The following is a 25404-nucleotide window of genomic DNA, read 5'->3' on the forward strand; positions in this document are numbered from 1 at the left end:
CGATGTCCCTTCTGTTCCCGGAAGCGGGGTTCCGCAATCCCGCGTCACCCGGAGGGAGGACGTCAGCGCAGCGACGTGGCGAGCTTGCGCAGCTCCGTCTCGCCCGCGTCACCCACGACGATCACCGTGCGGTTCGGCTCCAGCAGGACGAGCGCATGCTCGTTGCCGCGTGCGGTGTAGCGCTGCCAGCTCAGCCCGCCGGGCAGGTCGGCAGCGCCCTGCGGCTGCCCCTCGGTCAGCTCGGCCGGCAGCAGCTTCTCCGCCGGGACGTTGCTCTCCACGAGCTGCGCGCCCCGGCCCTCCGGGGTCACGTACCCGATCCGCAGCGTCGAGCCGTCCGCCTCGGTCCGGAAGCGGGCGTTGACCGTACGCCAGTCGTCGCCCAGCCCGGTCGGCTCGCTGACCGGGAAGACGTTCGCGGAGCGGGCCTGCTCCAGCGCGGGCGCCGGGTCGACGGTGACCGGCGAGTCGCCGCCGAGGAAGCCGCGGTAGAAGGCGAGCAGCAGCGCGATCGGGACCAGCAGGATCAGCAGGGACAGCGCCATGTCCTTCGGTGACCGCTCGGACCGGGCCTTCTCCTTGCCGGCGGGCGGCGCGGGGGTGTCCGCTACGGCGGCCGGCTCACCCCGGTCCGCGACGAGCGCGGGCTGACCCTCGGTCGGGGCCGGGCCGCCGTCCGGTCGGACCGGCGGCTGGCCCTCCGGCGGGGTGGCGTCGGTCGGTGTGCGGTCGGCAGGCTGTGCGGCTTCCACAGGGCCATTGTCGCAGCCCACCGGGGGACGTGATCCTGGCCTCCTCCGCCCCGCCGGGACGGCGAACCTGAGATCGTGTGAGGATCAGCGACAAAACCGGCGGCGGTGGCCGCCGGTCCCACCCCGCAACGTCGCGAGGAGGCCGCCATGACAACCACCAGGACGCGGACGCCCCAGGATCTCGACCGCAACCTCGCCCTCGATCTGGTCCGGGTCACCGAGGCCGCGGCGATGGCCGCCGGCCGCTGGGTCGGCCGGGGCGACAAGGAAGGCGGCGACGGCGCAGCGGTCGACGCCATGCGAAAGCTGATCAACTCGATCCCCATGCGCGGTGTCGTGGTGATCGGCGAGGGCGAGAAGGACAACGCCCCGATGCTGTTCAACGGCGAGGAGGTCGGCGACGGGACCGGCCCCGAGGTGGACGTGGCGGTCGACCCGATCGACGGCACCACGCTGATGAGCAAGGGCATGCCGAACGCGCTGGCGGTGCTCGCGGTGGCCGAGCGCGGCGCGATGTTCGACCCGAGCGCGGTCTTCTACATGGAGAAGCTGGCGGTCGGCCCGATGTACGCCGACGTGGTGGACATCAACGCCGGGGTGGCCGAGAACATCAACCGGATCGCCAAGGTCAAGGGCACCGACGCCGCCGAGGTGACGGTGTGCGTGCTGGACCGGTCGCGCCACGACGACCTGGTCAAGCAGATCCGGCGTACCGGCGCCGGGATCCGGTTCATCTCCGACGGCGACATCGCGGGCGCCATCGCGGCGGCTCGCGGCGAGTCGGACGTGGACGTGCTGATGGGCATCGGCGGCACCCCGGAGGGCATCACCGCCGCCTGCGCGCTCAAGTGCATGGGCGGCATGATGCAGGCCAAGCTCTGGCCGAAGGACTCCGACGAGCGCCGCAAGGCGCTGGACGCCGGGCACGACCTGGACCGGGTGCTCTTCACCGACGACCTGGTCACCGGCGACAACTGCTTCTTCGTGGCCACCGGCGTCACCTCCGGCGACCTGCTGCGCGGCGTGCGGTACCGCTCCGGCGGCGCGTACACCCAGTCGATCGTGATGCGTTCCAAGAGCGGCACGATCCGGGTGATCGACTCGTACCACCGGCTGGAGAAGCTCGCCCTCTACTCGGCCGTCGACTTCGACGGTCGTCCGCTGGCCGAGCAGGAGTGAGCAGAGCCGGGACGGCGGCACCACCGGCACCGCCGACGCTGTCGACCGGGCGACGTGTCGCCGGTGTCGGGTTGGCCACCGCCTCGGGCGTGATGGTCGCCGTCCAGTCCCGGATCAACGGGGAGCTGGGCGTACGCCTGGCCGACGGGATCGCCGCCGCGGTGGTCTCGTTCGGCGTTGGTCTGCTGATCCTGCTGGTGCTGGTCCCCGCCACCCCCGGTGGCCGGCGGGGACTGGCCGCCCTGCGCGGTGCGCTGCGCGCCGGCACGCTGCGACCGTGGCAGTGCCTGGGCGGCGTGTGCGGCGCGTTCCTGGTGGCGACGCAGGGGCTGACCATCGGCGCGCTCGGCGTGGCGGTCTTCACCGTCGCGGTGGTGGCCGGGCAGTCCGGCAGCAGCCTGCTCGTCGACCGGGCCGGCATCGGCCCGAGCGGCCGGCAGCCGGTCACCCCGAACCGGCTGATCGGCGCAGTGCTCACAGTGCTCGCCGTCCTGCTGGCGGTGGGCGACCGCCTCGGCGACCCGCAGGCGCTGGCGCTGGCCCTGCTGCCGCTGGCGGCGGGGGTGGGCATCGCCTGGCAGCAGGCGGTCAACGGGCGGGTCCGGGCGGCGGCGGGCAGCGCCATGACCGCCACGCTCGTGAACTTCACAGTCGGCACGGCGGCGCTGCTCGTGACCTTCGCGGCGGACCTGGCGGTACGCGGGCGACCGGCCGGGGCGTTCCCGGACGAGCCGTGGCTCTACCTCGGCGGCCCGCTCGGGATCGTGTTCATCGCGCTGGCCGCCGCCCTCGTCCGGTTCACCGGGGTGCTGCTGCTCGGCCTGGCCACGATCGCCGGGCAGATCGTCGGCGCGGTGCTGCTGGACCTGGTGCTGCCGACCGCCGCCTCGCATCCGGGGCTGGACACGCTGCTCGGAGCGGCGCTGACCATGGTTGCCGTGCTCGTCGCCGCCTTCGGCCCGACCCGCCGCGCCTAACGGGCGGCGGCGGGCGCGGCGGCGCGCAGGCCGGTGACCATCTCGTCGAGGACCCGGTCCAGCGGCGTCCCCTCGATCCCGAACGTCTCGCTCGCGGCGGAGGAGTCCATCACGAACGGGCCGGCGAACTGGTGCGCGGTCTCCCGCATCTCCCGGGCGAACGGGTCGGCCAGGCCACCGAGCCAGAGCACCGGGTAGGGCATCCGGGTCAGCCGGGGCGTCGGCGCCCCGGCCCGCTCCGCCGCCCGTTCGGCGACCGTCCGCATGGACACCGGGGGCGCGCTGGGCACGTGCCAGGCCCGTCCCCAGGCCCGCGGATCGGTGGCGGCGGCGGCGAGGGTACGGGCGACGTCTCCCAGGTACGTCCAGGTGTGCGGCGCGTCCCAGGCGACCGGCAGGAAGACCCGCTGCCCGGCGAGCACCTTGGGCAGCACCATCATGGGCAGCGACTTGCCACCGAGGCCGATGTAGTCGGAGCCGCGCACCTCGGTGATCCGGGCCCGGCCGGCGCGGTGGGCGGCCAGGGCGTCGGCCCACATCCGGTTGCGGACCCGGCCCTTGACGCCGGTGGCGGCGAGCGGGGTCGCCTCGGTCATCGGGGCGTCTACCGGGCCGTACCCGTAGAGGTTGCCGACCGTGGCGAGCACGGCGCCGCTGCGCTCGGCGGCGGTGAGCAGGGCGGCTGCGAGCGGCGGCCAGTCCCTCTGCCAGGTGTGGTACTCGGGGTTGGCGCAGTTGTAGAGCGCGGCCGCACCCTCGCTGAGGGCGGCGAGCCGGTCCGCGTCGGCGGCGTCGGCGGCCACCCGCTCGATCGCCTGGTGCTCGGGGCCGGTGCCACGCCGGGTGACCACCCGCACCCGCTCGCCGCGTTCGGCGAGGAGGCGGGCGGTGGCGGTGCCGACGGGGCCGGCGCCGACGATCACGTGCAGTGCCATGACAGGTCCACCTTCACAGAAGCAGTCGTCCGAATCGAGAGCAGCGCTCTCGCAATGGAGCATGACTCATGCTAGTGGGCCGCGTCAAGAGCAGTGCTCTCTCTTTTGATTGCTGCTCTCATCCGTGGCAGAGTGGGGACATGGTCGCTCCCTCGCTCCGCGCCCGGGTCCGCGCCGGGATGATCGAAGAGATCAAGACGGTCGCCCGCCGCCACCTGGACACCGACGGCGCGAACCTCTCGCTGCGCGCGGTGGCCCGGGACCTCGGCATGGTCTCCTCGGCGATCTACCGCTACTTCCCCAGCCGCGACGACCTGCTCACCGCGCTGATCCTGGAGGCGTACGACGCGCTCGGCGACGCGGTGGAGGCGGCCGACGCCGCCGCCGACCAGGCCGACCTGCGCGGGCGCTGGCTCGCCGCCTGCCGGGCCGCGCGCACGTGGGCGCTGGCCCACCCCGCCGAGTACGCGCTGCTCTACGGCAGCCCGGTGCCCGGGTACGCGGCACCTGACGACACGGTCGCGCCGGCCCAGCGCCCCCCGGTGACCCTGGTCGGCATCCTGCGCGACGGGCTGGCCTCCGGCCGGCTCGCCCCACCCGACGAGGAGTTGCCCGAGCCGCTGCGCGGCGACGTGGCCGAACTGGTCGGGCTGCTCGGTATGGACGTGCCGCCCGCGCTGCTGGCGCGCGGCATGGCCGGCTGGACCCAGCTGTTCGGGCTGATCAGCTTCGAGCTGTTCGGCCGGATCAACCGGGCGCTGCCGCACCGCGACGAGTACTTCGACCACCAGATCGGCCTGATGGCGGACCTGGTCGGCCTGCCCTGACGCCGATCGGCGTCAGGTGCCGTCGGATGAGTGACCGGGGAACAGGTGCGCGGTCGGGTCGATGACGACAGCCGCGTTGTTGACGGCGGTGGCGGCCTCACCGAAGCCGGTGGCGATCAGGCGGACCTTGCCCGGGTACTCGGTGATGTCCCCGGCCGCGAACACCCGGGGCAGGTTGGTGGCCATCGCGCTGTCCACCAGGATGTGCCGCCGGTCGAGGTTCAGCCCCCACTCGGCGAGCGGGCCGAGGTCGGCGGTGAAGCCGAGCGCGGCCACCACCGTGTCCACCGGCAGTGTCTCCACCTCGCCGCCGCGTACGGTCAGCTCGGCGCCGGTGACCGTCTCCTCGCCGTACAGCCGGCTCACCTCGGCGTTGACCACGATCCGCACCGGCAGCGCGCGGACGCGCTCGATGGTGGCGGCGTGCGCCCGGAAGCGGTCCCGCCGGTGCACCAGCGTCACCGACCGGGCCAGCGGCGCGAGCGTGGCCGCCCAGTCGAACGCCGAGTCGCCGCCGCCGACGATGAGCACGTGCCGGTCGGTCAGCTCGGCCGGCTGCGGCACGAAGTAGACGATCCCGCCGCCGGTGAAGCTCTCCGCGACCGGCAGCGGCCGGGGCGTGAAGCTGCCGAGCCCGCCGGTGACCAGCACCGCGCCGCAGCTGAGCTGCTCACCGCCGGCGAGGCCGAGCACCGGCCGGCCGTCGAGGTAGGACAGCTTCTCCGCGCGTACGCCGAGCCGGTAGTCGGGGTGGAACGGCGCGGCCTGGGCGACCAGGTTCGTGACCAGCTCGCGGCCCTTGATCGCGGGGAAGCCGGCGACGTCGAGGATCAGCTTCTCCGGGTACATGGCGGTGACCTGGCCACCCGGCTCGGGCAGCGCGTCGATCACCGACACGGAGAGTCCACGGAAACCGGCGTAGTAGGCGGCGAAGAGCCCGGCGGGACCGGCCCCGATCACGGCGACATCGACCTCGCGCATGGCGTACCGTCACTTTCCGCTTCGGGATGAACCCGTGCTGATGCGGAAACGGTAGGCGGGTGGGTGGTCGCGGGCAAGCACGTCCCGCGGTTCGATCAACGCGCCGTCAGGGCAGCGTCATCCTCGGTGAGCCGAGGCGGTCGGACTCGCCGGTGTCGTTGCGGCGGCGGAACAGGATCGCCGCGATCACGCCGCCGAGCAGCCCGAACAGGTGGCCCTGCCAGGAGATGCGCTCGTCGGTCGGCAGGATGCCGAGCAGTTGCCAGCCGTAGAGCAACCCGACCAGCAGGCCGACGGCGAAGTTCCACCAGCTCCGCTCCACCACGCCCCGGGTGAGCAGGATGCCGAGATAGCCGAAGATCACGCCGCTGGCGCCGACCACGACCGAGTTGGGTGAGCCGGTGAACCAGACACCCAGGCCGCTGACCAGGATGATCACGGCGGTGGACCAGAGGAACCGGCGGGTGCCCGCGGCGAGCACGAACGTGCCGAGCAGGATCAGCGGGATGCTGTTGCTGTAGAGGTGGTTCCAGCCGGCGTGCAGGAACGGCGAGAAGAAGACGCCGTCCAGGCCCTGCAGCCGCTGCGGGATGATCCCGGCGGTGTAGTCCAGCCCGAGTCGCAGCCCGACGTCGAGCGCCTCGATGAGGAACAGCACCGGCACGACCGCACACATGGCGACGAAGGCCCGGCCCAGCGCCGCGTAGAACGCGTCGGTGCCGAACCGGTAGGGGTCGCCGCTGGGGCCGCCGTGCCAGGTCACCTACCAAGAGCTATCAGCAAAAGCGGCGGGCCGCCAGTCGGGCGGCGGCACGACGGCGGCGGGACACCCGGCTCTGTCCGCGTGTCCCGCCGTCGTGGTGATGTCAGTACCAGCCCGAACTCTGCGACTTCTGCCACGCGCCGCAGGGGTTGTCGTACCGGCCCTCGATGTAGCCGAGACCCCACTTGATCTGGGTCGCCGGGTTGGTCTTCCAGTCGTCGGCGACCGAGGCCATCTTGCTGCCGGGCAGGGCCTGCGGGATCCCGTATGCCCCGGAGGACTTGTTCTCCGCCTTCGCGTTCCAGCCGCTCTCCTTGGTCCAGAGCTTGTCCAGACACGGGAACTGGTCGATGCCGAAGCCCTCGTCGAGCATGATGGCGCAACCGATCTTCCGGTTGCCGCTGTACTCGGCGCAGGAGGACGGGATCGGGCCGTCGTACGGCTTGACCTTCGCCTCCTTCTCCGCCTCCTCGGCGGCGGCCCGCTCCTTCTTGCGGGTGGCGGCGGCCGCCTCGGCCTTCTTGGCCCGCTCGGCGGCCTCCTTCGCCGCCGCGGCGGCACGCAGCTTCGCCTGGTACTCGGCGGCACGCTGCCGGGACGAGTCCACGCGGTGGTCGGACAGCCGGTCGCGCTGGTACGCGTGCTCCGCCTGGTCGACCTCCAGACCGACCTGCGCGGTCAGGCCCTGCTGCTGGGTCTGTCGATCCTCACCCAGATAGAAGCCGCCGGCGGCGCCCACGGAGAGCAGCGCGACAGCGGCCGTACGGGCGCCGAACCGGCTCCACAGCCGACTCACGAAGTTTCCCTTCGTCGGGGGCAGGGACACGGCACGCGCATGTCCGGGTCGGGTCACGCCGGTGCCGTGAGCGCACCGGTACCGGTGTGACTCCGGGCCGTGTCCGGCTCCCGAGTGGTAGGTGACGCTCGATGGACACCATTGCGCACAGTGAGGCCGGTGGGAAATGGCCGGGCCCAAAAGTGATCTGCGTCACCCCGAAAATTCGGACAAAGTAGGACGAAAGGCGCGGTCAGCCGGGGATGTCTTCCAGCAGATCGGTGACCATGGCGGCGATCGGAGATCGCTCCGATCGGCTGAGCGTGACGTGCGCGAAGAGGGGATGCCCCTTCAGCGCCTCGATCACCGCCGTCACCCCGTCGTGCCGGCCGACCCGCAGATTGTCCCGCTGGGCCACGTCGTGGGTGAGCACCACCCGCGACCCCTGGCCGATGCGCGACAGCACGGTGAGGAGTACGCCCCGCTCCAGCGACTGCGCCTCGTCCACGATGACGAACGCGTCGTGCAGGCTCCGGCCGCGGATGTGGGTCAGTGGCAGTACCTCCAGCAGCCCGCGCGAGGTGACCTCCTCCAGCACGTTCTCGTGCACCACCGAGCCGAGCGTGTCGAAGACGGCCTGCGCCCAGGGCGACATCTTCTCCGACTCCGACCCGGGCAGGTAGCCGAGTTCCTGGCCGCCGACCGCGTACAGGGGACGGAACACGATCACCTTCTTGTGCCGGCGCCGCTCCATCACCGCCTCCAGACCGGCGCAGAGCGCCAGCGCGGACTTGCCGGTGCCGGCCCGCCCGCCCAGCGACACGATGCCGATGGACTCGTCCAGCAGCAGGTCGAGCGCGACCCGCTGCTCCGCCGAGCGCCCGTGCACGCCGAACGCCTCCCGGTCGCCCCGGACCAGCCGGACCGTCTTGTCCGGCAGCACCCGGCCCAGCGCCGAGCCCCGCCCCGAGTGCAGCACCAGGCCGGTGTGGCAGGGCAGACCCGCCGCGGCGTCGACGTCGAGCGTCTCGCCCGCGTACAGCCGGCCGATCTCCTCCTCGGCCAGGTCCAGCTCGGCCATCCCGGTCCAGGTCGGGTCGCTGGCCTGACCGTGCCGGTACTCGTCGGCGCGCAGACCCACCGAGGCCGCCTTCACCCGCAGCGGCATGTCCTTGCTGACGAGCGTGACCTCACGCCCCTCGGCGGCCAGGTTGAGCGCCACGGACAGGATGCGGGCGTCGTTCGACTCGTTGCGGAAGCCGGGTGGCAGCACCCCGTCGTCGGTGTGGTTCAGCTCCACCCGCAGCGTGCCGCCCTGGTCGTTGGCGGGCACCGGACGATCCAGCCGGCCGTGCCGCACGCGCAGCTCGTCCAGCATGCGCAGCGACTGGCGGGCGAACCAGCCCAGCTCGGGATGGTGGCGCTTGCCCTCCAGCTCGGAGATCACCACCAGCGGCAGCACGACCTCGTGCTCGGCGAAGCGGTGGAACGCCGCCGGGTCGGACAGCAGGACCGAGGTGTCCAGGACGAAGGCCGGGCCTGCTGGTCGGGGCTCCTCGGCCTCCGCGGCGGCGGCGCGGCGGCTGCGGGTGGTCCGGCGGGTCGGGGCGGTCGAGGCCGGGGTCTGCTCGGCTCCGGCGGGGGTACGGCGAGTGGTCACAGGCCTGCTCCGCGGATGGGCACCCGGCCACCCGAGTTCCGCCTCTTCCGGTGCCCGGAGGACACGGGGTCGGATGCGGGCCCCGTGCGCGAGGACGCAGGTCCGGGCTGTCCGGCTGGCCCGGGAAAACCCCGTGCCATGCCTAGACGCTAATCGCCGCGGGGCCGCTGGGCTAGAGGTGCGCGTGGATCATCGCGTGGTCTTCGCGGGACGTACACCTGTTCGGGTGACGGGCGGACCGGAACCGGCCGGGATGCATGCCCCCTGCGCGCACCCCGGCCGGTCGTCCACTGCGCGCCGCGACGCGGCGCGGGCCTCAGCCCTGGCGGCGCACCAGCGTGCCGGCCCGCGGTCCGGCGCCGGCCGCGCCGAACGACGACCCGGTGTACGTGGTGCCCACCCGGCCGACGGCGCCGAGCTGGGCGGTGGCGGTGACGCGTACGGCCGGGGCCGAGCCGGGCCGGGCGGCGACCGCCGCGGGTACCGAGGTGCCGGCGAACGGTGCGGTCGAGCGCCCGGCGGAGGTCACCACAGTCGGGCCGGGACCGGACAGCGCCGAGGCGATGGCCGCCTGGGCGTCGCGCCGACGGCGGTTCCAGGCGCCCCGGTCGCCGTCGAAGTAGCCCTGGCGGTAACCGAACCGGTAACCGATGCGGTAGCTGAGCTGGCCGTGCAGGCGGCCGGCCGCGTAGCAGGTGGAGCCGAGCACGAGGACGAGCACCACGGCGAGAAAGGGGGTCATCGCTCGTCCGTCCCGGGCAGCGGGTCGACGACCAGCAGCCGCTCCAGGTCGTCGGTGCTGACCTCCTCGACCAGCTCGACGCTGATCCGGCATCCGTCGAGGATCACCTCGGCCACCGACGCCCGGCGGATCTCCCCACCGGAGTCGTAGACCCGCACGCTCAGCTCGGGGCAGCCGAGGTGGGTCCGCCAGGCGTCCCACTCCCCCCGGTCACCGACGCTGAGTGAGAGGTACCGGCACCCGCGGGCGAGATAGAGACGCCAGGGGGCGCTCAGCCCGGCTGACACTCCGTCCGCGATCAGCCCGAAGGCCTGGGCGCGGGTCGCGAGCTCGGTCACGAGACCCCCTCGGCACCCGCGGAGTGACGCATGTGAGCACTCGTCGTCTCAAGCACGTGACACACCGTAAGTTGTCTCATGAGCGTGACAGTATCAGCTTTTCAGCCCTTTGCCGCCGTACTGGCGTCCATCTATTCTGCCCGGGTGACACCCCTCAGGAGCAGCACTGAATCGTTTACCGGAAATCCCCGATCGTCGTCACGTCGGCGTGACAGCAGCGTGCCGAGCCGCCCCCTCGGGACCGACTGGCCGTACCGTCACGGGGTGACCGAGACGACCAACGCACGGAAGATCGCGTTCGCCACCTTCGTCCGGCGCGCGCTCGACGACGCCCGCGCGCTAAGGGCCTGGAGCGGCACCGAGGTCTCCCGGCGCACCGGCGTCTCCCGCCAGACCATCAACCGATGGGTACGCGGCGACTGGGCCAGCGACCCGGAGGCGGAGCGGGTGGTCGCCTTCTGCGAAGGACTGGGGCTCGATCCGGCCGCCGCGTTCACAGCGCTCGGCTGGGACCGGACCGCCGGGCCGCGTACCGCGCCGGCCCCGCCCCCGATGGACCCGGACGTGGAGGCGCTGCTGCGCCGGCTGGTCGACCCGAACGTGTCCGACGCGGAGAAGTTCCACATTCGGGAAACCATTCGGTACCTCGCATATCGCCCGACTCTGCCGGGTGCTGTCCGAAATAGGGGTAAACAAGCCGGGTAGTTCCTCAGATGGCGAAAGAACGGAAGGTCGGACCCGATCGTTTCGCCGCGGGGACGGAACGGACCCGCTAGCGTCCACGTTTGTACTGCTAGGGGCTCGTCATCGGCGGGGGGACGGGACACAGCCGAACCCAGCCCTGCGGGACAGAAGGAGGGGTCTGTCCATGACCCTGAAATGGTTGGCAGTCGTGGTCGCGGTGGTGTCGCTGACATCGTGCGTGACCGGCAACGTGGTGGTCGGCGTACTGGACGGCGGGCAGCTTCCCCTGGTCGTCAACCTCTTCGCGCTCACCACAGCCGGCACCGCGGTGATCCTCGCCGTCGTCGCCGAGCTGCACGATCGGCTCAACGACCGGGTCAGCGCGCTCACCGAGTTCCTGGTGGCGCGGCTCAACGAGATCGAGGCGCACACCGGCGACCGCAACACCGGCTTCGTGGAGGGCTACCTGCTCAGCCACGGGCAGGACGCCGCTGTGGTGCCGTTCGGTCGCCGGGGACGAGGAGCCGCCGAACGCTGATCCCACGTCGTTCCGACGTCATATCTCGGCCACGAATACGCCGCCCGGCGCGGGGTACGCTGACGCGCGTGCCGCCGTTGAATCTGGGCAACCAGCAGCCGAAGACCCCGTTGAACGCGGAGCACGCCTGGCGTGCGACCGCCGCCCGCGCGGGTGACGTCGTCCTCTTCTTCGACTTCGACGGCACCCTGGCGCCCGTCGACGACGATCCCACGGCCGTACGGCCGGCGCCAAACGTGCTCGGCGCGCTGGAGGCGCTCGCCCCGCACGTGCGCCGGATCGCCATCGTCTCCGCCCGCCCGGTGGACTTCCTCCGCGACCACCTCGGCGGCCTCGCCGGCATCGACCTGTACGGGCTCTACGGCCTGGAGCACAGCCACTCCGGCGGCGAGACGGTCACCGAGCCGGCCGCCCTGCCGTGGGTGCCGACCATGTCCGAGCTGGCCGAGCAGGCCCGCGCCGAGTTGCCGCCCGGGGCGCTCGTCGAGTTCAAGCGGCTCTCCGTCGCGCTGCACTGGCGTACCGCCCCGCAACTCGGCGACCTGGTGCAGGAGTGGGGTCGTACCCAGGCCCAGCGGCTTGGCCTGCGCGCCCAGCCGGGCCGGATGGTGCTGGAACTCAAGCCCCCCGTCGACCGGGACAAGGGCATGGTGATCGGCGAGACGGTCCGGGACGCCGGTGGCGCCTGGTACTTCGGCGACGACGTCTCCGACATCAAGGCGTTCGCCGCGCTGCGCGCCCGCGCCGCCGCCGATCCCGACTTCCTCGGTGTCTGCGTCGCGGTCGCCAACCCGGAGACCGGTCACGAGGTAGCCGACGCCGCCGACCTGACCCTGGACTCCCCGGCGGCCCTGGCCGACTTCCTCACCGCCGCCCTCCCCCACCTCCGCTGACCTCCCCGCCGCGCCCGCCGCCGCGCCCTCCTCGTCGATCTTGCACTTACTGCCCCGACAAGAGCGGCAAAAGGCACGCCGCAGGGGCCGAAACTGCAAGATCGCGGGGCGGGGGTCAGGGGTGGCGGGCGGTCAGGTGCCGAAGCGGCGCTGGCGGGTGGCGTAGGAGCGCAGGGCCCGCAAGAAGTCGACCTTGCGGAAGTCGGGCCAGTTCAGCTCGCAGAAGTAGAACTCCGAGTGCGCGCTCTGCCAGAGCATGAAGCCGGAGAGCCGCTGCTCGCCGCTGGTCCGGATGATCAGATCCGGGTCCGGCAGCCCCTTCGTGTAGAGGTGCTCGGAGATGTGGTCGACGTCGAGCGAGGTGGCCAGTTCCTCGATCGTGCCGCCGTTGGCCGCGTGCTCCAGCAGCAGCGAGCGAACCGCGTCGGCGATCTCGCGCCGCCCGCCGTACCCGACCGCGATGTTGACCTGAGCCCCGCCGTCGCGGTCGCGGGTGCGTTCCTCGGCGGCCTTGAGCGCGGCGGCGTGCTGCGCCGGCAGCACGTCGAGCGCGCCGACCATCCGCAGCCGCCAGGGGTTGCCCTCCTCGGCCAGCTCGGTGGTGAGGTCCTCGATGATCTGGAGCAGCGGGTCCAGTTCGGCGGCCGGGCGGGAGAGGTTGTCGGTGGAGAGCAGCCAGAGCGTGACGTGCCCGACGCCGGCCGCGTCGCACCAGCGGAGCAGCTCCTTGATCCGTTCGGCGCCCATCCGGTGGCCGTCGTTCGGGTCGACGAAGCCCATCTCCCGGGCCCATCTGCGGTTGCCGTCGCACATCACGCCGACGTGGGCGGGTACGGGCTTGCCCGCGAGCTTCGCCGTCAGCCGGCGCTCGTACACGGAGTAGAGGAGTTTCCGCAGAGTCATCACCTTGCAGGGTAGCGACCCGCGAGAGAGATCAGTGTCTCGGTGGCATATCACCTGACGGTGAACCGGTCCGGCGCGGTCGCGGCAGGTCCGCCCCGATCGCCATCAGGGTGCGCGCGTCCAGCCGGCCGTCGCCGAGGCCCAGCTCCACCACTGTGCGGTAGACACGCTCGTCCCGCCCGGCCGCGCCCACTGCCGCGTCGACCACCCGGCGCCGCCGGGCCAGCCACGCCGCCACCGAGCTGTGCCGCAGGTGGGTGCCGAGCCGGGCGCGCAGCGCGGCGGCGTACGCCCGGGCTGCCTCGGCGGGAGAGCCGGCCGCCGCAGCGCCGGCCAGCGCGCCGGAGCGCAGCGCGTAGAAGATGCCCTCGCCGGTGAACGGGTTGATCAGCGACAGCGCGTCCCCGGCCAGCAGCACCCTCCCCCGGCCGGGTGCCGGGCGGTGGGTGGACAGCGGCAGGTGGTGCGCCCGCAGGCCGGTCACAGTCGCCGGGTCGACGTCCGGGAGCAGCGCGGCCATCCGGTCCAGCAGGTGCGCGCGGGTCAGCGGTTCGCCGCGCAGCACCTCCCCGTACCCGACGTTCGCGCGCCCGTCACCGATCGGGAAGGCCCAGGCGTACGCGGGCCAGCGCGCCGCCGAGGTGACGATGAGTTGTTCGGGCGGCCCGGCCGGCGCGGGCGCGTAGCCCCGGATGGCCAGCGCCAGGTGCCGGTCCGGGTTGACCGGGTGGCCGAGCGCACGCCGTACCACCGATCCGGCGCCGTCCGCGCCGACCACCGCCCGCGCGGCCAGCTCTCCGTCGAGCAGCACCCGGTCGGCGGCGATCTCCACCCGGCGTACGGTGTGCCGCCGCAACTCCGCGCCCGCGGCCACCGCCGCCGCGACCAGGCGTGCGTCGAACACCTCGCGGGGCACCGTGTACGCGGGCCGGGGCAGCGTCCTCGCGACGGTGCCGCCGCCGGGGCCGACCAGGCGCAGCGCGGGCAACGGCGCATAGCCGTCGACGGCTCCGGTCACGCCCAGCTCGGCGAGCACGTCCAGCGCGTGCGCGGCGATGCCGTCCCCGCACGCCTTGTCGCGGGGGAAGTCGGAGCGGTCGAGCAGCAGCACCCGCGCTGCCCCGGCACGCCGCGCGCCGAGCGCGGCGGCCGCTCCGGCCGGCCCCGCCCCCACCACAACGACGTCCCACACCCCCTCATCCTGCCCCGCCGCGCCCCGCCACGGGCGACGATCATGAGCTTGACGGCATCAACGGAGATCGAAATCGCCGCCAACTTCATGATCGACGAGGTGGGGTGAGGGTGGGGGTTCGGGTGGCGCGGTGCAGGGACCAGAGAGTCAGGGCGGCGGCGGTGACCAAGGGGGCGCCGTCTCGGATCAGGCCGTCGGTGCCGAGCAGCCACCAGCACAGCGGCAGGTCGATCGCGAGTACGCCGAGGGTGACGGCCACCAGGGCCTTCCGCGCCCACGCCTTGTCGCGCAGCAGGAACGCGGTGCAGAACAGCACGGCGTAGCTGGCCGCTATGCCCGCGCCGAACCAGAGGATCACTGCCGGTACGGCGGCCAGCCGCCCGTCCAGCACGGCACCCGTCGCGACGAGCGCCGGCACCAGCATCAGCGGGCTGTAGGTGAACGCCGCGACCCGGGCGGTGAGCAGCCAGCCGTTCGCCTGCGGGCGCTTCGGCGCCATCTCCCGCCAGGCGATCGTCCCGCCCTCGACGACCAGGCCCTTACGGTGCCGGACCAGGTGCGCGCGGATCGCTTCGGAGCGGTAGAGCAGCACCACCACGGCGACGCAGAGCGCGGTGAGCACGGCGAACCCGACCAGGCCGGGCAGCGCGGGCACCCCCTGCCGGGGCACGATCAGCCGCCCTACCGCGAAGATCGTGGTCACCGCCAGGATCAGCCCGAACGGCCGGGCACCCACGCGGCCCTTGTTCACGTGCCCGATCAGCAGCAGGAAGCCGAGCGACCGGAGCATCGCCCAGCCGGTGCGTACGGCCAGGCCGAACTCCTGCTCCGGGGCGTACCAGTAGTTGAGCAGCTCGACCACGACGGTGGCCGCCGCGGTCACGGCGAGCAGCGTGGTGAGCGCCCGGACGGCGGACGGCCGCCGGACCTCGACAGGTTCAGCGGCCGTCCTCATGGCATCCGATGTTGCCCGGCAGGGGCAACGGGCACACCTGTTACTTCTGCGGCTCCGCGTCCAGCCGGGCGCGCAGCGCGTCCAGCTCGGCCCAGAGCACGCCGGGGAGCTTGTCCCCGAACTTCTCGAACCACTCGGTGACCAGCGGCAGCTCGTTGCGCCACTCGTCCGCGTCGACCTTCAGCGCGATCCGGACGTCCTCCGGGGTCATGTCCAGACCCTCGACGTCGAGCGCGTCCTGCGCCGGGACCATGCCGATCGGCGTCTCCACGGCCTCGGCCCGGCCCTCCAGCCGCTCGATGACCCACTTGAGCACGCGGGAGTTCTCGCCGAAGCCCGGCCAGAGGAAGTTGCCCTCGGCGTCCTTGCGGAACCAGTTCACGTAGTAGATCTTCGGCAGCTTGGACTCGTCGCCGTCCGCGCCCTTGCCCATCTCGATCCAGTGCCGGAAGTAGTCGCCGGCGTTGTAGCCGATGAACGGCAGCATGGCCATCGGGTCGCGGCGGACCACGCCGACCGCGCCGGAGGCGGCGGCGGTCGTCTCCGAGGAGAGCGTGGCGCCCATGTAGACGCCGTGCACCCAGTCGCGGGCCTCGGTGACCAGCGGGATGGTGTCGCGGCGACGGCCACCGAACAGGATCGCGTCGATCGGCACGCCGTTCGGGTCGTAGTAGTCGTCGGCCAGGATCGGGCACTGCGTGATCGGCGTGCAGAAACGGCTGTTCGCGTGCGAGGAGAGGTTCTCGCTCTCCGGCGTCCAGTCGTTGCCCTTCCAGTCGATCAGGTGCGCCGGCGGCTCACCCATGCCCTCCCACCAGATGTCGCCGTCGTCGGTGAGCGCCACGTTGGTGAAGATGGAGTTGCCCCGGTCCAGCGTCCGCATGGCGTTGGCGTTGGTCTTCCAGTCGGTGCCGGGAGCGACGCCGAACAGGCCGTACTCGGGGTTGATCGCGTAGAGGCGGCCGTCCGCGCCGAACCGCATCCAGGCGATGTCGTCACCGATGGTCTCGACCTTCCAGCCCGGGATGGTCGGCTCCAGCATGGCGAGGTTGGTCTTGCCGCACGCAGACGGGAAGGCGCCGGCGATGTGGTAGACCTTGCCCTCCGGCGAGGTGATCTTGAGGATCAGCATGTGCTCGGCCAGCCAGCCCTCGTCGCGCCCCATCACGCTCGCGATACGCAGCGAGTAGCACTTCTTGCCGAGCAGCGAGTTGCCGCCGTAGCCGGAGCCGTAGGACCAGATCTCCCGGGTCTCCGGGAAGTGCGAGATGTACTTGGTCTCGTTGCACGGCCACGCCACGTCCTGCTGGCCCGGGTCGAGCGGCGCGCCGATCGAGTGCAGCGCGTGCACGAAGTCGGCGTCGTCGCCCATCGCCTCCAGGATCGACGACCCCATCCGGGTCATGATCCGCATCGAGGCGACCACGTACGGGCTGTCGGTGATCTCCACGCCGAACATGGGGTTCTCGGCCTCGACCGGGCCCATGCAGAACGGGATGACGTACATGGTGCGCCCGCGCATGCTGCCGCGGTACAGCTCCGTCATCGTCCGCTTCATCTCGGCCGGCGCCATCCAGTTGTTGGTGGGGCCGGCGTCCGCCTCGTCGACGGAGCAGATGAAGGTGCGCTCCTCCACCCGGGCGACGTCCGTGGGGTCGGTACGCGCGTAGAACGAGTTGGGCTTCTTCTCGGGATTCAGGCGGATCAGGGTGCCGTTGGAGACGAGTTCGTCGGTGAGGCGGCGCCACTCCTCATCAGACCCGTCCACCCAGACCACGCGGTCCGGGGTGGTCAGTTCCGCGACCTCACGTACCCAGGCGAGCAGCTTGGGGTGGGACGTCGGGGCCTGATCGATACCCCGAACAGCAGCCGGAGCAACCATGTCACTTCTCCTTGTGGTCGACGCTGACCGATCTATGGGGTGCACGAGTTCCGGCGGGCTGGTACGCCGCCTCGTGGAAACCTGGGATTGGGCTCAGCGTAAACCGGACTGCCTCGTCAGTCAGTGGGACTGGTTGTGAAGAACTGCACAAGGTACGGCCACGCTGCGGCATCACGATCTGATACCCGCTTTCGCGCGCAGTTTCACGCAAATCCTGCGGTGAACCTTCGACGGCCGGGTCCGGCGCCGGAGTGACAGCGACGCCCGATCGAGGGGAAGCGTACGAACATGTCGCGAAAGACGATTCCGTGATGTGCTCCACAGATTCGCACAGCGCGTTACGCTCTGCTCACGGACATCGAGAACGGGCGACGCCTCTGCGGCCCGGGCGCGACTGGCGCGACGAAGCCGTCGTCGCCGACTCGCCGTTGCAGTCCGCCCGGTTACCGCACAACCGGTACTCTCGGCGGGTGGCCGCGACGATGACCGGAGACCAACCGGGGGCTCCGCAGACCCGCCGGGGTCCGATCGGAGCACTGCTCGACCGTTTCGGTCACCTCATCCACGAGCTGAGCAAGTTCGCCACCGTCGGCGGCCTGGCCTTCATCGTGGACTTCGTCCTCTTCAACTACCTGTCCAGCGGCCGGGACATGCCCCCGCTGGCCGCGAAGACCATCTCCACGGTGATCGCCGCGACCGTCGCCTTCCTCGGCAACCGGTTCTGGACATGGCGGCACCGGCAGCGGTCGAACCCGGCCCGCGAGTACGCGCTGTTCTTCTTCTTCAACGCGGTCGGCCTCGGCATCGCTGTGGCCTGCCTGGCGATCAGCCACTACGGGCTGGGCGCGATCTGGCCCGCGGTGTTCCAGATCCCCCTGGCCGACAACATCGCGAGCTTCATCGTCGGCACCGGCCTGGGCACGCTCTTCCGGTTCTGGTCGTACCGACGGTTCGTCTTCGTCGAGGCGGGAACACCTCCCGTTGCGGCAACGAGCCCCGACCGAGAGTCCGGGGCGTGACGAACCGCCCATCCCGACCCGCCGGGCCCAGCCGGCCCAGCCAACTGCCTAAGGTGTTCCGCATGCCTGGAGTCCGTCTGCTGCCCGAGCGCTGGCAGAAGTTCATCCACGAGGCGCTCAAATTCGGCATCGTCGGCGGCATCAACACCGTCATCAATTACGCGGTGTTCAATGCTCTGGCACTCACGGTTTTCCGTGACGGCCAGCTGAAGGCGACGGTCATCGCGACGATTGTCGCCACGATCACGTCGTATCTGATGAATCGTCACTGGACGTACCGCGATCGACCGAAATCGGCACTGCGGCGCGAATACGTCCTGTTCTTCCTCTTCAACGGCGCGGGGCTGGTCATCGAACTCGGCGTCCTGGCCCTGGCCAAGTACGGCCTCGGCGTACACGGCCTGCTGGCGCTGAACGTCGCCAAGACCATCGGTGTCCTGCTGGCCACGCTGTTCCGCTTCTGGTCCTACCGGACGTTCGTCTTCCAGCCCGTCCCCAAGCACGCCGAGGAGACCTGGCACTCGGTGCCGCGTGACGAGTGGGACAACGTCGCCGAGATGGACCCGGTGGCCGAGCTGGCCGAATCGGTCAGCGAGCTGGAGGAGGAGGAACCGCCTCCGGGCGCCGGGCGGGCGGCCGACTTCCCGCCACCTCGGGGCCGCCCCGCGTCGGCGGACGCCGGACTCGGTGCCGCGCTCGACGCCGACCTGGACGCCGAACTCGCCGCGGAACTCCAGCCCCGCCGCGCCCGCCGCTGAACGACGAGAAGGCCGGCACCCCTGACACGGGGTGCCGGCCTTCTCCGTCGGCGGGTCAGGGCTGGTCGCGCAGGGACTTGCCCTCGGTCATGTCGGCCAGGATCTCGCGCATCTCGCCGTCACCCAGGCTGTGCTTGTCGTGGTGCGCCTCGACCAGCTCGTAGAGCTTCGTCTGCACCCTGTCCACGCCCGGCACGTCGTGCAACACCGACTGGCCGCGCTCACCCGCCGACTCGATGGTCAGCGTGCCGCAGCCGAGCAACCGCTCCACGAAACGCTGGTGCATGGCGTGGTCGTTGATCCGGGTCAGCGGCAGGTCCCGCCGGTTGCGCGACAGCACCCCCTGCTGGAGCAGCACCCGCTCGTTCGTGAACAGGTAGTGCGTGGTGCGCCAGACCAGAAACGGCCACAGACCCAGCCACAGCACCAGCACCAGCGCGACCACCGCAATCGCGTAGAGCGCGATCGTGCCGCCGCTGCCGTCGGGCAGCAGGAGCCAGCCGGCGACCACAGCCGCGACGGCGAGCACGAGCACCAGGACCGGCCGGATCAGGGCCTTCCAGTGCGGGTGCAGGTGCAACACGACGTGCTCGTCCTCGGTGAGCACGTCTTCGGGGAACGCCACGGCGGAACCTCCTCGCAGAACCGGACGCGCTGACCGTAACCGGTCGGCGCGTCCGCCCGGCATCGGCCGCGCGGGCGGCTGCTGTGGTTGTTAAGAGGGGGCCCTTCCTCTACCGGAGGCGTTAACAAGGGGCCCTTCCTTTCACCGCAGGTGCAGCACGTCGCCCGCCGCGAGCCGCAGCGTCTGCGCGTCCGTCTCGACCAGGAGCTGGCCGTCGGCGTCCACGCCGGTGGCGGTGCCCTGCGCCTCGCGCCCGTCGGGCAGCAGCACCCGCACCCGGCGGCCGACGGTGGCGCACCCCGCCAGGTACGCCGCACGCAACCCACTGGCCTCCGCGTCGCCTCCGGCGTCACGCCAGCGCTCGTACCAGTCGGCGAGCGAGCGCAGCAGCGCCCGCAACAGCGGATCGCGGTCGGTGGCGGTGGCACCGGCGAGCTGGAGCGAGGTGGCTGGCAGCCCGGTCGGGTTCTCCGGCAGCTCGTCGGCGCGCAGCGTCACGTTCAGCCCGACGCCGACCACGATCGCGGGCGGCCGGTCCGTCTCCCCCGGCACCGCCTCGGCCAGCACCCCGGCGCACTTCGCGCCGTCCACCAGCAGGTCGTTGGGCCATTTCAGCCGCGCGTCCAGCTCGGCCAGCAGGCGTACCGCCTCGACCAGCGCGACACCGGCGAGCAGCGGCAGCCAGCCGTACCCGGTGACCGGCACGGGCGACCAGCCGCGCTCGGCGTCCGCCTCGCCGGGTCGCAGCAGCACGCTCGTGGCGAGACCGGCGCGCGGCGGCGACTGCCAGACCCGGCCCCGCCGCCCCCGGCCGGCGGTCTGCCGCTCGGCCACCACCACCAGGCCCTCCGGCTCGCCGGCCCGCGCCGCGGCCACCGCGTCCGCGTTCGTCGAGCCGGTCTCGGCCAGCAGCTCCAACCGGCGCCAGGGCCCGTTCGGCGCGATCAGCGCGCGCCGCAGCCGGGCCGCCGACAGCGGCGGTCGGTCCAGATCGGTGTACGGCGAGCCGGGCATCCCGCCAGCCTACGGCCACCCGGCCCGCCGGTCGCCGCGAAGCGGTGAGGCGCACTGCACAGCCTCAGACACCTGAACCATCGTTATATTCCACGGGTGACTACCGAGACCGGGTTCAACATCCACACGACCGCCGGCAAGCTGGCGGACCTGGAGCGACGGCTCGACGAGGCGGTGCACGCCGGGTCGGCACGCGCGGTCGAGAAGCAGCACGCACGGGGCAAGAAGACCGCCCGCGAGCGGATCGAGATGCTCCTCGACGAGGGCTCGTTCGTCGAGCTGGACGAGTTCGCCCGGCACCGCTCGACCAACTTCGGGCTGGAGAAGACCCGCCCGTACGGCGACGGCGTGGTGACCGGCTACGGCACCGTGGACGGCCGGCAGATCTGCGTCTTCGCGCAGGACTTCACAGTCTTCGGCGGCTCCCTCGGGGAGGTCTTCGGCGAGAAGATCGTCAAGCTGATGGACCTGGCCATGAAGATCGGCTGCCCGGTCGTCGGCATCAACGACTCCGGCGGCGCGCGGATCCAGGAGGGCGTCGCGTCCCTCGGCCTCTACGGCGAGATCTTCTTCCGCAACGTACGGGCCAGCGGCGTCATCCCGCAGATCTCGCTCATCATGGGCCCGTGCGCGGGCGGCGCGGTCTACTCGCCGGCGGTCACCGACTTCACCGTCATGGTCGACCAGACCTCGCACATGTTCATCACCGGTCCCGACGTGATCAAGACGGTCACCGGCGAGGACGTCGGCATGGAGGAGTTGGGCGGCGCCCGCACCCACAACGCCCGCAGCGGCAACGCGCACTACCTCGGCACCGACGAGGAGGACGCGATCGAGTACGTCAAGGCGCTGCTGTCGTACCTGCCGTCGAACAACCTGGACGAGCCGCCGGTCTTCGACGCGCCCGCGATCCTCGACGTGACCGACGAGGACCGGGAGCTGGACACGCTGATCCCGGACTCGGCGAACCAGCCGTACGACATGCACCGGGTCATCGAGCACGTGCTCGACGACGGCGAGTTCCTCGAGGTGCAGCCGCTGTACGCGCAGAACATGGTGGTCGGCTTCGGCCGCGTCGAGGGACGCCCGGTCGGAGTGGTGGCGAACCAGCCGATGCAGTTCGCGGGCACGCTCGACATCGCCGCGTCGGAGAAGGCGGCCCGGTTCGTGCGCACCTGCGACGCGTTCAACATCCCGGTGCTCACGTTCGTGGACGTGCCCGGTTTCCTGCCCGGCACCGGCCAGGAGTGGGACGGCATCATCCGCCGTGGTGCGAAGCTCATCTACGCGTACGCCGAGGCCACCGTCCCGAAGGTCACGGTCATCACCCGCAAGGCGTACGGCGGCGCGTACGACGTGATGGGCTCCAAGCACCTCGGCGCGGACCTGAACTTCGCCTGGCCGACCGCGCAGATCGCGGTGATGGGCGCGCAGGGCGCGGTGAACATCCTCTACCGCTCGGAGCTGGCGAACGCCGAGGACCCGGCCGCCGTCCGCGCCGAGAAGATCGCCGAGTACGAGGACACGCTCGCCAACCCGTACATCGCTGCCGAGCGCGGCTACGTCGACGGGGTGATCCCGCCGCACGAGACGCGTACCCAGATCGTGCGGGCGCTGCGGGTGCTGCGGACCAAGCGCGAGACGCTGCCGCCGAAGAAGCACGGCAACATCCCGCTGTAGTGCGTCGGGTGCCCTCGCCGGGAAGCGGCGGGGGCACCGGCGTCAGCAGCCCGGGTTCGCGGCGCGGCACATCCGCTCGGCCGCGACACGGGCCAGACCCCGCAGTGCCACCTCGTCACCGGGGCCTGCGCGCAGCACCGTGACGAGGTCCCCGACCCGTACCACCGCCTGGTCCACCGGCGCGCTCCCGTCGCTGATCGGGGCTCCGGTGTCCAGGCGTCGGGCCTTTCCGACGGTGTGCCGCACGAGGACCGACTCGTCGCCGGCGAAGCCGCTGTCGACCGTCTGCCAGGAGTGGACGACCTCCGCCTGGATCCGCTTGCCCCGCAGCTCGATCGGGCCGGTGGACCGCCATGCGCGACAGGGTGCCAGCAGCGCGGGCATCTCGTCGAAGAGCCGCTCGCCGTCCTGCGGCGCGAGCCGGTGCAGATCCTGCAGGACCACCGGCTGCTGGTCCGACTGGTCGCGGGCACCCGGCCGCTCCCGAAGGAGGGTCACCGACCGTGAATAGCGGGACTTCACCCACTCCGTCCGCAGGCCCTGATTCTGTCGGCAGTACTCCAGCATCCGGTCCAGCTCGATCGTCTCGTCGATCCCGGCGTCGTTCCAGGCCTCTGTGACGGCCGGCCGCAGGTCCGACGGTTGCAGCAGCGCCTCGGCGGGCACGTCGGTGGCGCTCCACGCGGTCGGCGACGGGCTGGCGGCGACCGGCGCCGGTGAGGCGGCGCGGCCGGCCGCCACGAACGCGCCGGAGGTGAGCGCGAGCACCGCCACCGCCGCGGCGGCCACGGTGCGGCGGCTGCGTCGCCGGGCGCGTGCCCGCAGCTCGGCCGGTTCCGCCCAGCGGACGTTGCGCAGGTCCCGCTGCATGGAGTCGATGAACGCCAGGTCGTCGTCACGCATCGGCGGGCTCCTCCAGATCCACGACCGCGAGCAGTTCGGCCAGGGCGGCACGGCCCCGGGACAGCCGTGCCTTGACCGTGCCGACCGGCGCGTCGGTCTCCCGGGCGACCTCGGCGACCGGCATGCCGAGCAGGTAGTACAGCGCGAGGGCGACACGTTGTTCCTCGGGCAGCCGCCGCAACGCCGCCACCACCTCGACCGTGTCGGTGCTCGGCGCCGGCATGCTCTCCTCGGCGCCGTGTCGCAGGTAGGCGCGGGCCCGGCTGCGCAGGCTGCGCCAGCGGCTCACCGCGATCCGGCTGGCCACCACCCGCACCCATGCCTCCGGATCGTCGTACCCCCGCACTGTGGACCACCGCTGCCAGGCCCGGATGTACGCCTCCTGCACGGCGTCCTGAGCCTCGGCGAGGTCACCGGTGAGCACGAAGACGAAGCCGAGCAGCCGCTGTCGGCTGCCCCGGTAGAACTCGTCGAACCCGTCGACGTCCGGCACCTGCTACCTCCCGAGTGACGGTCGCAGGAGAGACGCCTGGCGTACCCGGCGCGGTTGCCCGCTCAGCCGATCAATTTCTCCAGTTCGCCGAGCGGGAAGCCACCGGCCGGGATCCGGTCGCGGACCGCCCGGCGTACCGCGGTCTGCACCGCCGCGTTGGCCGGCGTCGGCACGCCGTGCAGGCGCCCGAGCAGCACGATCTCGCCGTTGAGGTGGTCGGTCTCGACCGAGCCCGCACCACGGGCCAGGCTCTGCCAGGTGGAGCCGCCGGAGCGCTCCTCGCCGCCGACCGGCCGGTGCGACACCAGGTCACCCCGTTCGGCGGCCTCCTCCTCGACTGTGGTGTGGGCGATGCCGGCCGCCGCGAGCGCCGCCTCCCCCTCGGCGCGTACCCGCTTCGACAGCGACTCCGGCACGTCCCGGCCGAGCAGTGCCTGAAGGCCGTTGCCGAGGTTGGCGAGCAGCTTGCCGTACTTCCAGCGCATCACGTCGTCGCGGACCGGCGCGACGAACCCGGCGGCGGTCAGGTCGGCGGCGACCGCACGGCTGGTGTCGTCGGCGCCGCTCGGGTACCGGCCGATGTGCAGCATGCCCGGATGCGGATGGCCGTTGGCGACCACCACGCCCGGCTCCAGGTGGGTGGCGGGCAGCCACACGCACACCGGGTGTACGCGGGCGAAGCGGCGCAGCGCGGCCGGCTCGTTCGCCACGCCGTTCTGGGCCAGCACGACCGGCAGCCGTTCGCCCGCCGTCCCGCCGCCCTCGACCGGGGCGTCCGCCCAGGTGTCGAGCGCCGCCACGGTGTCCTGCGACTTCACGGTGAGGACCAGCACGGTGTCCGCCGGCAGCGGCGGCCCGTCCGGCCCGGCCACGGCGGGGAGCCGGCCGGTCACGTCGCGGTCCGGCGTGCGCAGCGTCAGACCCCGCTCCCGCAGCGCGTCCAGGTGCGCGCCACGGGCCACGAGCGTCACGTCGTGGCCCGCGTCGGCCAGGAGTACGCCGATGGTGCCGCCGACCGCGCCCGCTCCGATGATCACGTATCGCACGGTCCGATTCTGCCCTGCCGCGAGGCGGCCCGCTCCGCGACGCGATGCGGCGCGCTGCGGGCCGGCTCGGCGCGGCTGCGCGGCTCGGCGCGATCAGCCGGTGAGCCCCGCGTCGGCCAGGATCGGACCGGCCAGCAGCAGCGCGCCGGCGGCCAGCGCGCCCACGCACACCAGCAGGAACACGCCCACCCAGAACAGTGCCGGGAACGGCGTGATCCGGGCGAGCTGGTCGGCGTCGGACTGCGGCATCCGGCCCCGGGCGCGTTGCCGGTGCAGCTCGAACACCGGCCGTACGCCGCCGATCAGCAGGAACCACACCGACGTCCAGGCGAACGCGGCCTGCACCTCCGGCGAGGTGTACCAGGAGACGGCGAGCACCACACCGCCGGTGACCAGCAGCGACAGTACGCCGAACAGGTTGCGGATCATCACCAGCATGCCCAGCAGCAGCGCCACCGCGAGCCAGAGCAGCAGCGTGATCCGGTTCCCGGCCAGCAGCCACGCGCCGCCGAGGCCGAGCAGCGACGGCGCGACGTACCCGGCGAGCAGCGTGAGGATCATGCCGGGCCCGGTGGGACGGCCGGCGGACAGCGTCAGCCCGGAGGTGTCCGAGTGCAGCCGGATGCCGTGCAGCCGCCGGCCGGTGAGCAGCGCGACGAGCGCGTGGCCGCCCTCGTGCGCGATGGTCACCGCGTTACGGGCGATCCGCCAGGGCAGCCGGGCCACGACCACCGCGAGCGCGACCACGGCGGTGACCACCACGAGCAGCGGCGGCGGGTCCGGCTGGGCGCTGGTCAGCGTGTCCCAGAGCGTGGTGAGACCGTCGATCAGGGGCATGGGCGGGGAGCCTACCGCCCCGAGCCGTGTCGTTCGACCGGCCGAGTCTCATA

General features: G+C 72.1%; 27 protein-coding genes and 1 pseudogene. 10 read left to right on the plus strand and 18 right to left on the minus strand.

Annotation, left to right across the window (positions count from 1 at the left end; genetic code table 11):
• Positions 1-62 precede the first annotated feature (62 nt).
• On the minus strand, positions 63-752 hold the full coding sequence (locus tag Q3W68_RS03975; protein ID WP_302904135.1) for a DUF4245 domain-containing protein: 690 nt from the start codon (positions 750-752) through the stop codon (positions 63-65).
• Positions 753-899: 147 nt separating this feature from the next.
• On the opposite strand from Q3W68_RS03975, the gene glpX reads away from it, so the two are divergent.
• Both glpX and Q3W68_RS03985 read left to right on the plus strand, forming a co-directional pair.
• Positions 900-1931, plus strand: a complete 1032-nt coding sequence (gene glpX / locus Q3W68_RS03980; protein WP_091415773.1) for a class II fructose-bisphosphatase — start codon at positions 900-902, stop codon at positions 1929-1931.
• A 38-nt stretch (positions 1932-1969) separates the two neighbouring features.
• On the plus strand, positions 1970-2908 hold the full coding sequence (locus tag Q3W68_RS03985) for a DMT family transporter (RefSeq protein WP_302904949.1): 939 nt from the start codon (positions 1970-1972) through the stop codon (positions 2906-2908).
• Here Q3W68_RS03985 and Q3W68_RS03990 read toward each other — a convergent pair.
• A complete protein-coding gene (locus Q3W68_RS03990) occupies positions 2905-3843 on the minus strand; it encodes an NAD-dependent epimerase/dehydratase family protein (RefSeq protein ID WP_302904136.1) in 939 nt (312 codons plus the stop codon). The genes Q3W68_RS03985 and Q3W68_RS03990 overlap by 4 nt on opposite strands.
• 140 nt (positions 3844-3983) lie before the next feature.
• On the opposite strand from Q3W68_RS03990, the gene Q3W68_RS03995 reads away from it, so the two are divergent.
• Positions 3984-4670 carry a TetR/AcrR family transcriptional regulator gene (locus tag Q3W68_RS03995; protein ID WP_135243339.1) on the plus strand — a complete coding sequence of 229 codons (687 nt, stop codon included), beginning with the start codon at positions 3984-3986 and terminating at the stop codon, positions 4668-4670.
• Positions 4671-4682: 12 nt separating this feature from the next.
• Here the strand turns inward: Q3W68_RS03995 and Q3W68_RS04000 are convergent, their stop codons facing one another.
• The 6 genes from Q3W68_RS04000 to Q3W68_RS04025 form a co-directional block, all read right to left on the minus strand.
• A complete protein-coding gene (locus tag Q3W68_RS04000; protein WP_302904137.1) occupies positions 4683-5651 on the minus strand; it encodes an NAD(P)/FAD-dependent oxidoreductase in 969 nt (322 codons plus the stop codon).
• 106 nt (positions 5652-5757) lie between these two features.
• Complete coding sequence (locus Q3W68_RS04005) at positions 5758-6414, minus strand: rhomboid family intramembrane serine protease (protein ID WP_302904138.1); 657 nt, start codon at positions 6412-6414, stop codon at positions 5758-5760.
• Positions 6415-6517: 103 nt separating this feature from the next.
• A complete protein-coding gene (locus Q3W68_RS04010) occupies positions 6518-7210 on the minus strand; it encodes a lytic transglycosylase domain-containing protein (protein WP_302904139.1) in 693 nt (230 codons plus the stop codon).
• 232 nt (positions 7211-7442) lie between these two features.
• Entirely contained in the window at positions 7443-8849 is a 1407-nt protein-coding gene (locus Q3W68_RS04015; RefSeq protein ID WP_302904140.1) for a PhoH family protein, read from the minus strand.
• A gap of 316 nt (positions 8850-9165) precedes the next feature.
• Entirely contained in the window at positions 9166-9591 is a 426-nt protein-coding gene (locus Q3W68_RS04020; protein WP_302904141.1) for a hypothetical protein, read from the minus strand.
• The gene (locus Q3W68_RS04025; RefSeq protein ID WP_064447658.1) at positions 9588-9929 is read right to left on the minus strand and encodes a hypothetical protein; all 342 of its coding nucleotides are present in this window, start codon (positions 9927-9929) and stop codon (positions 9588-9590) included. The genes Q3W68_RS04020 and Q3W68_RS04025 overlap by 4 nt, the downstream gene beginning before the upstream one ends.
• 264 nt (positions 9930-10193) lie before the next feature.
• On the opposite strand from Q3W68_RS04025, the gene Q3W68_RS04030 reads away from it, so the two are divergent.
• The 3 genes from Q3W68_RS04030 to otsB all read left to right on the plus strand — a co-directional run bounded on the left by Q3W68_RS04030 (position 10194) and on the right by otsB (position 12044).
• Positions 10194-10634, plus strand: a complete 441-nt coding sequence (locus Q3W68_RS04030; protein ID WP_302904142.1) for a helix-turn-helix transcriptional regulator — start codon at positions 10194-10196, stop codon at positions 10632-10634.
• Between the two features lie 163 nt (positions 10635-10797).
• On the plus strand, positions 10798-11151 hold the full coding sequence (locus Q3W68_RS04035; protein WP_026268070.1) for a hypothetical protein: 354 nt from the start codon (positions 10798-10800) through the stop codon (positions 11149-11151).
• A gap of 68 nt (positions 11152-11219) precedes the next feature.
• Positions 11220-12044, plus strand: coding sequence for a trehalose-phosphatase (gene otsB / locus Q3W68_RS04040; protein WP_302904143.1), 825 nt, complete (start codon positions 11220-11222; stop codon positions 12042-12044).
• Between the two features lie 132 nt (positions 12045-12176).
• Here the strand turns inward: otsB and Q3W68_RS04045 are convergent, their stop codons facing one another.
• From Q3W68_RS04045 to Q3W68_RS04060, 4 genes are all read right to left on the minus strand, one after another.
• Positions 12177-12947: an isoprenyl transferase gene (locus Q3W68_RS04045; RefSeq protein ID WP_120571629.1), complete on the minus strand. Its 771-nt coding sequence runs from the start codon at positions 12945-12947 to the stop codon at positions 12177-12179.
• Positions 12948-12978: 31 nt separating this feature from the next.
• Positions 12979-14139 carry a geranylgeranyl reductase family protein gene (locus Q3W68_RS04050; protein ID WP_302904144.1) on the minus strand — a complete coding sequence of 387 codons (1161 nt, stop codon included), beginning with the start codon at positions 14137-14139 and terminating at the stop codon, positions 12979-12981.
• A gap of 85 nt (positions 14140-14224) precedes the next feature.
• Positions 14225-15094, minus strand: a complete 870-nt coding sequence (locus tag Q3W68_RS04055; RefSeq protein WP_302904145.1) for a hypothetical protein — start codon at positions 15092-15094, stop codon at positions 14225-14227.
• Between the two features lie 40 nt (positions 15095-15134).
• Positions 15135-16976 (minus strand): phosphoenolpyruvate carboxykinase (GTP), encoded by a 1842-nt coding sequence (locus Q3W68_RS04060; protein WP_302904146.1) that lies wholly within the window; start codon positions 16974-16976, stop codon positions 15135-15137.
• 135 nt (positions 16977-17111) lie between these two features.
• Here Q3W68_RS04060 and Q3W68_RS28270 point away from each other — a divergent pair.
• From Q3W68_RS28270 to Q3W68_RS04070, 3 genes and pseudogenes are all read left to right on the plus strand, one after another.
• Positions 17112-17207: pseudogene (locus tag Q3W68_RS28270) on the plus strand (GtrA family protein); the annotation flags it as partial.
• Between the two features lie 251 nt (positions 17208-17458).
• The gene (locus tag Q3W68_RS04065; protein WP_368045726.1) at positions 17459-17995 is read left to right on the plus strand and encodes a GtrA family protein; all 537 of its coding nucleotides are present in this window, start codon (positions 17459-17461) and stop codon (positions 17993-17995) included.
• A 62-nt stretch (positions 17996-18057) separates the two neighbouring features.
• The gene (locus Q3W68_RS04070; protein ID WP_302904148.1) at positions 18058-18753 is read left to right on the plus strand and encodes a GtrA family protein; all 696 of its coding nucleotides are present in this window, start codon (positions 18058-18060) and stop codon (positions 18751-18753) included.
• Positions 18754-18808: 55 nt separating this feature from the next.
• Here the strand turns inward: Q3W68_RS04070 and Q3W68_RS04075 are convergent, their stop codons facing one another.
• Positions 18809-19378, minus strand: coding sequence for a PH domain-containing protein (locus Q3W68_RS04075; protein ID WP_121685398.1), 570 nt, complete (start codon positions 19376-19378; stop codon positions 18809-18811).
• 141 nt (positions 19379-19519) lie between these two features.
• Positions 19520-20392: a biotin--[acetyl-CoA-carboxylase] ligase gene (locus Q3W68_RS04080; RefSeq protein WP_302904149.1), complete on the minus strand. Its 873-nt coding sequence runs from the start codon at positions 20390-20392 to the stop codon at positions 19520-19522.
• A 96-nt stretch (positions 20393-20488) separates the two neighbouring features.
• Between Q3W68_RS04080 and Q3W68_RS04085 the strand changes: the two genes are divergently transcribed.
• A complete protein-coding gene (locus Q3W68_RS04085) occupies positions 20489-22072 on the plus strand; it encodes an acyl-CoA carboxylase subunit beta (protein WP_302904150.1) in 1584 nt (527 codons plus the stop codon).
• A gap of 42 nt (positions 22073-22114) precedes the next feature.
• Here the strand turns inward: Q3W68_RS04085 and Q3W68_RS04090 are convergent, their stop codons facing one another.
• The 4 genes from Q3W68_RS04090 to Q3W68_RS04105 form a co-directional block, all read right to left on the minus strand.
• Complete coding sequence (locus Q3W68_RS04090; protein WP_302904151.1) at positions 22115-22975, minus strand: hypothetical protein; 861 nt, start codon at positions 22973-22975, stop codon at positions 22115-22117.
• Positions 22968-23468: a SigE family RNA polymerase sigma factor gene (locus Q3W68_RS04095; RefSeq protein WP_302904152.1), complete on the minus strand. Its 501-nt coding sequence runs from the start codon at positions 23466-23468 to the stop codon at positions 22968-22970. Before Q3W68_RS04095 ends, Q3W68_RS04090 begins: the two co-directional genes overlap by 8 nt.
• Positions 23469-23530: 62 nt before the next feature.
• The gene (locus Q3W68_RS04100; protein WP_302904153.1) at positions 23531-24514 is read right to left on the minus strand and encodes a ketopantoate reductase family protein; all 984 of its coding nucleotides are present in this window, start codon (positions 24512-24514) and stop codon (positions 23531-23533) included.
• A 93-nt stretch (positions 24515-24607) separates the two neighbouring features.
• The gene (locus Q3W68_RS04105) at positions 24608-25351 is read right to left on the minus strand and encodes a M50 family metallopeptidase (RefSeq protein ID WP_302904154.1); all 744 of its coding nucleotides are present in this window, start codon (positions 25349-25351) and stop codon (positions 24608-24610) included.
• Positions 25352-25404 lie beyond the last annotated feature (53 nt).

The organism is Micromonospora sp. C28ISP2-4 (assembly GCF_030519385.1).
Taxonomy (GTDB): Bacteria; Actinomycetota; Actinomycetes; order Mycobacteriales; family Micromonosporaceae; genus Micromonospora; species Micromonospora tulbaghiae.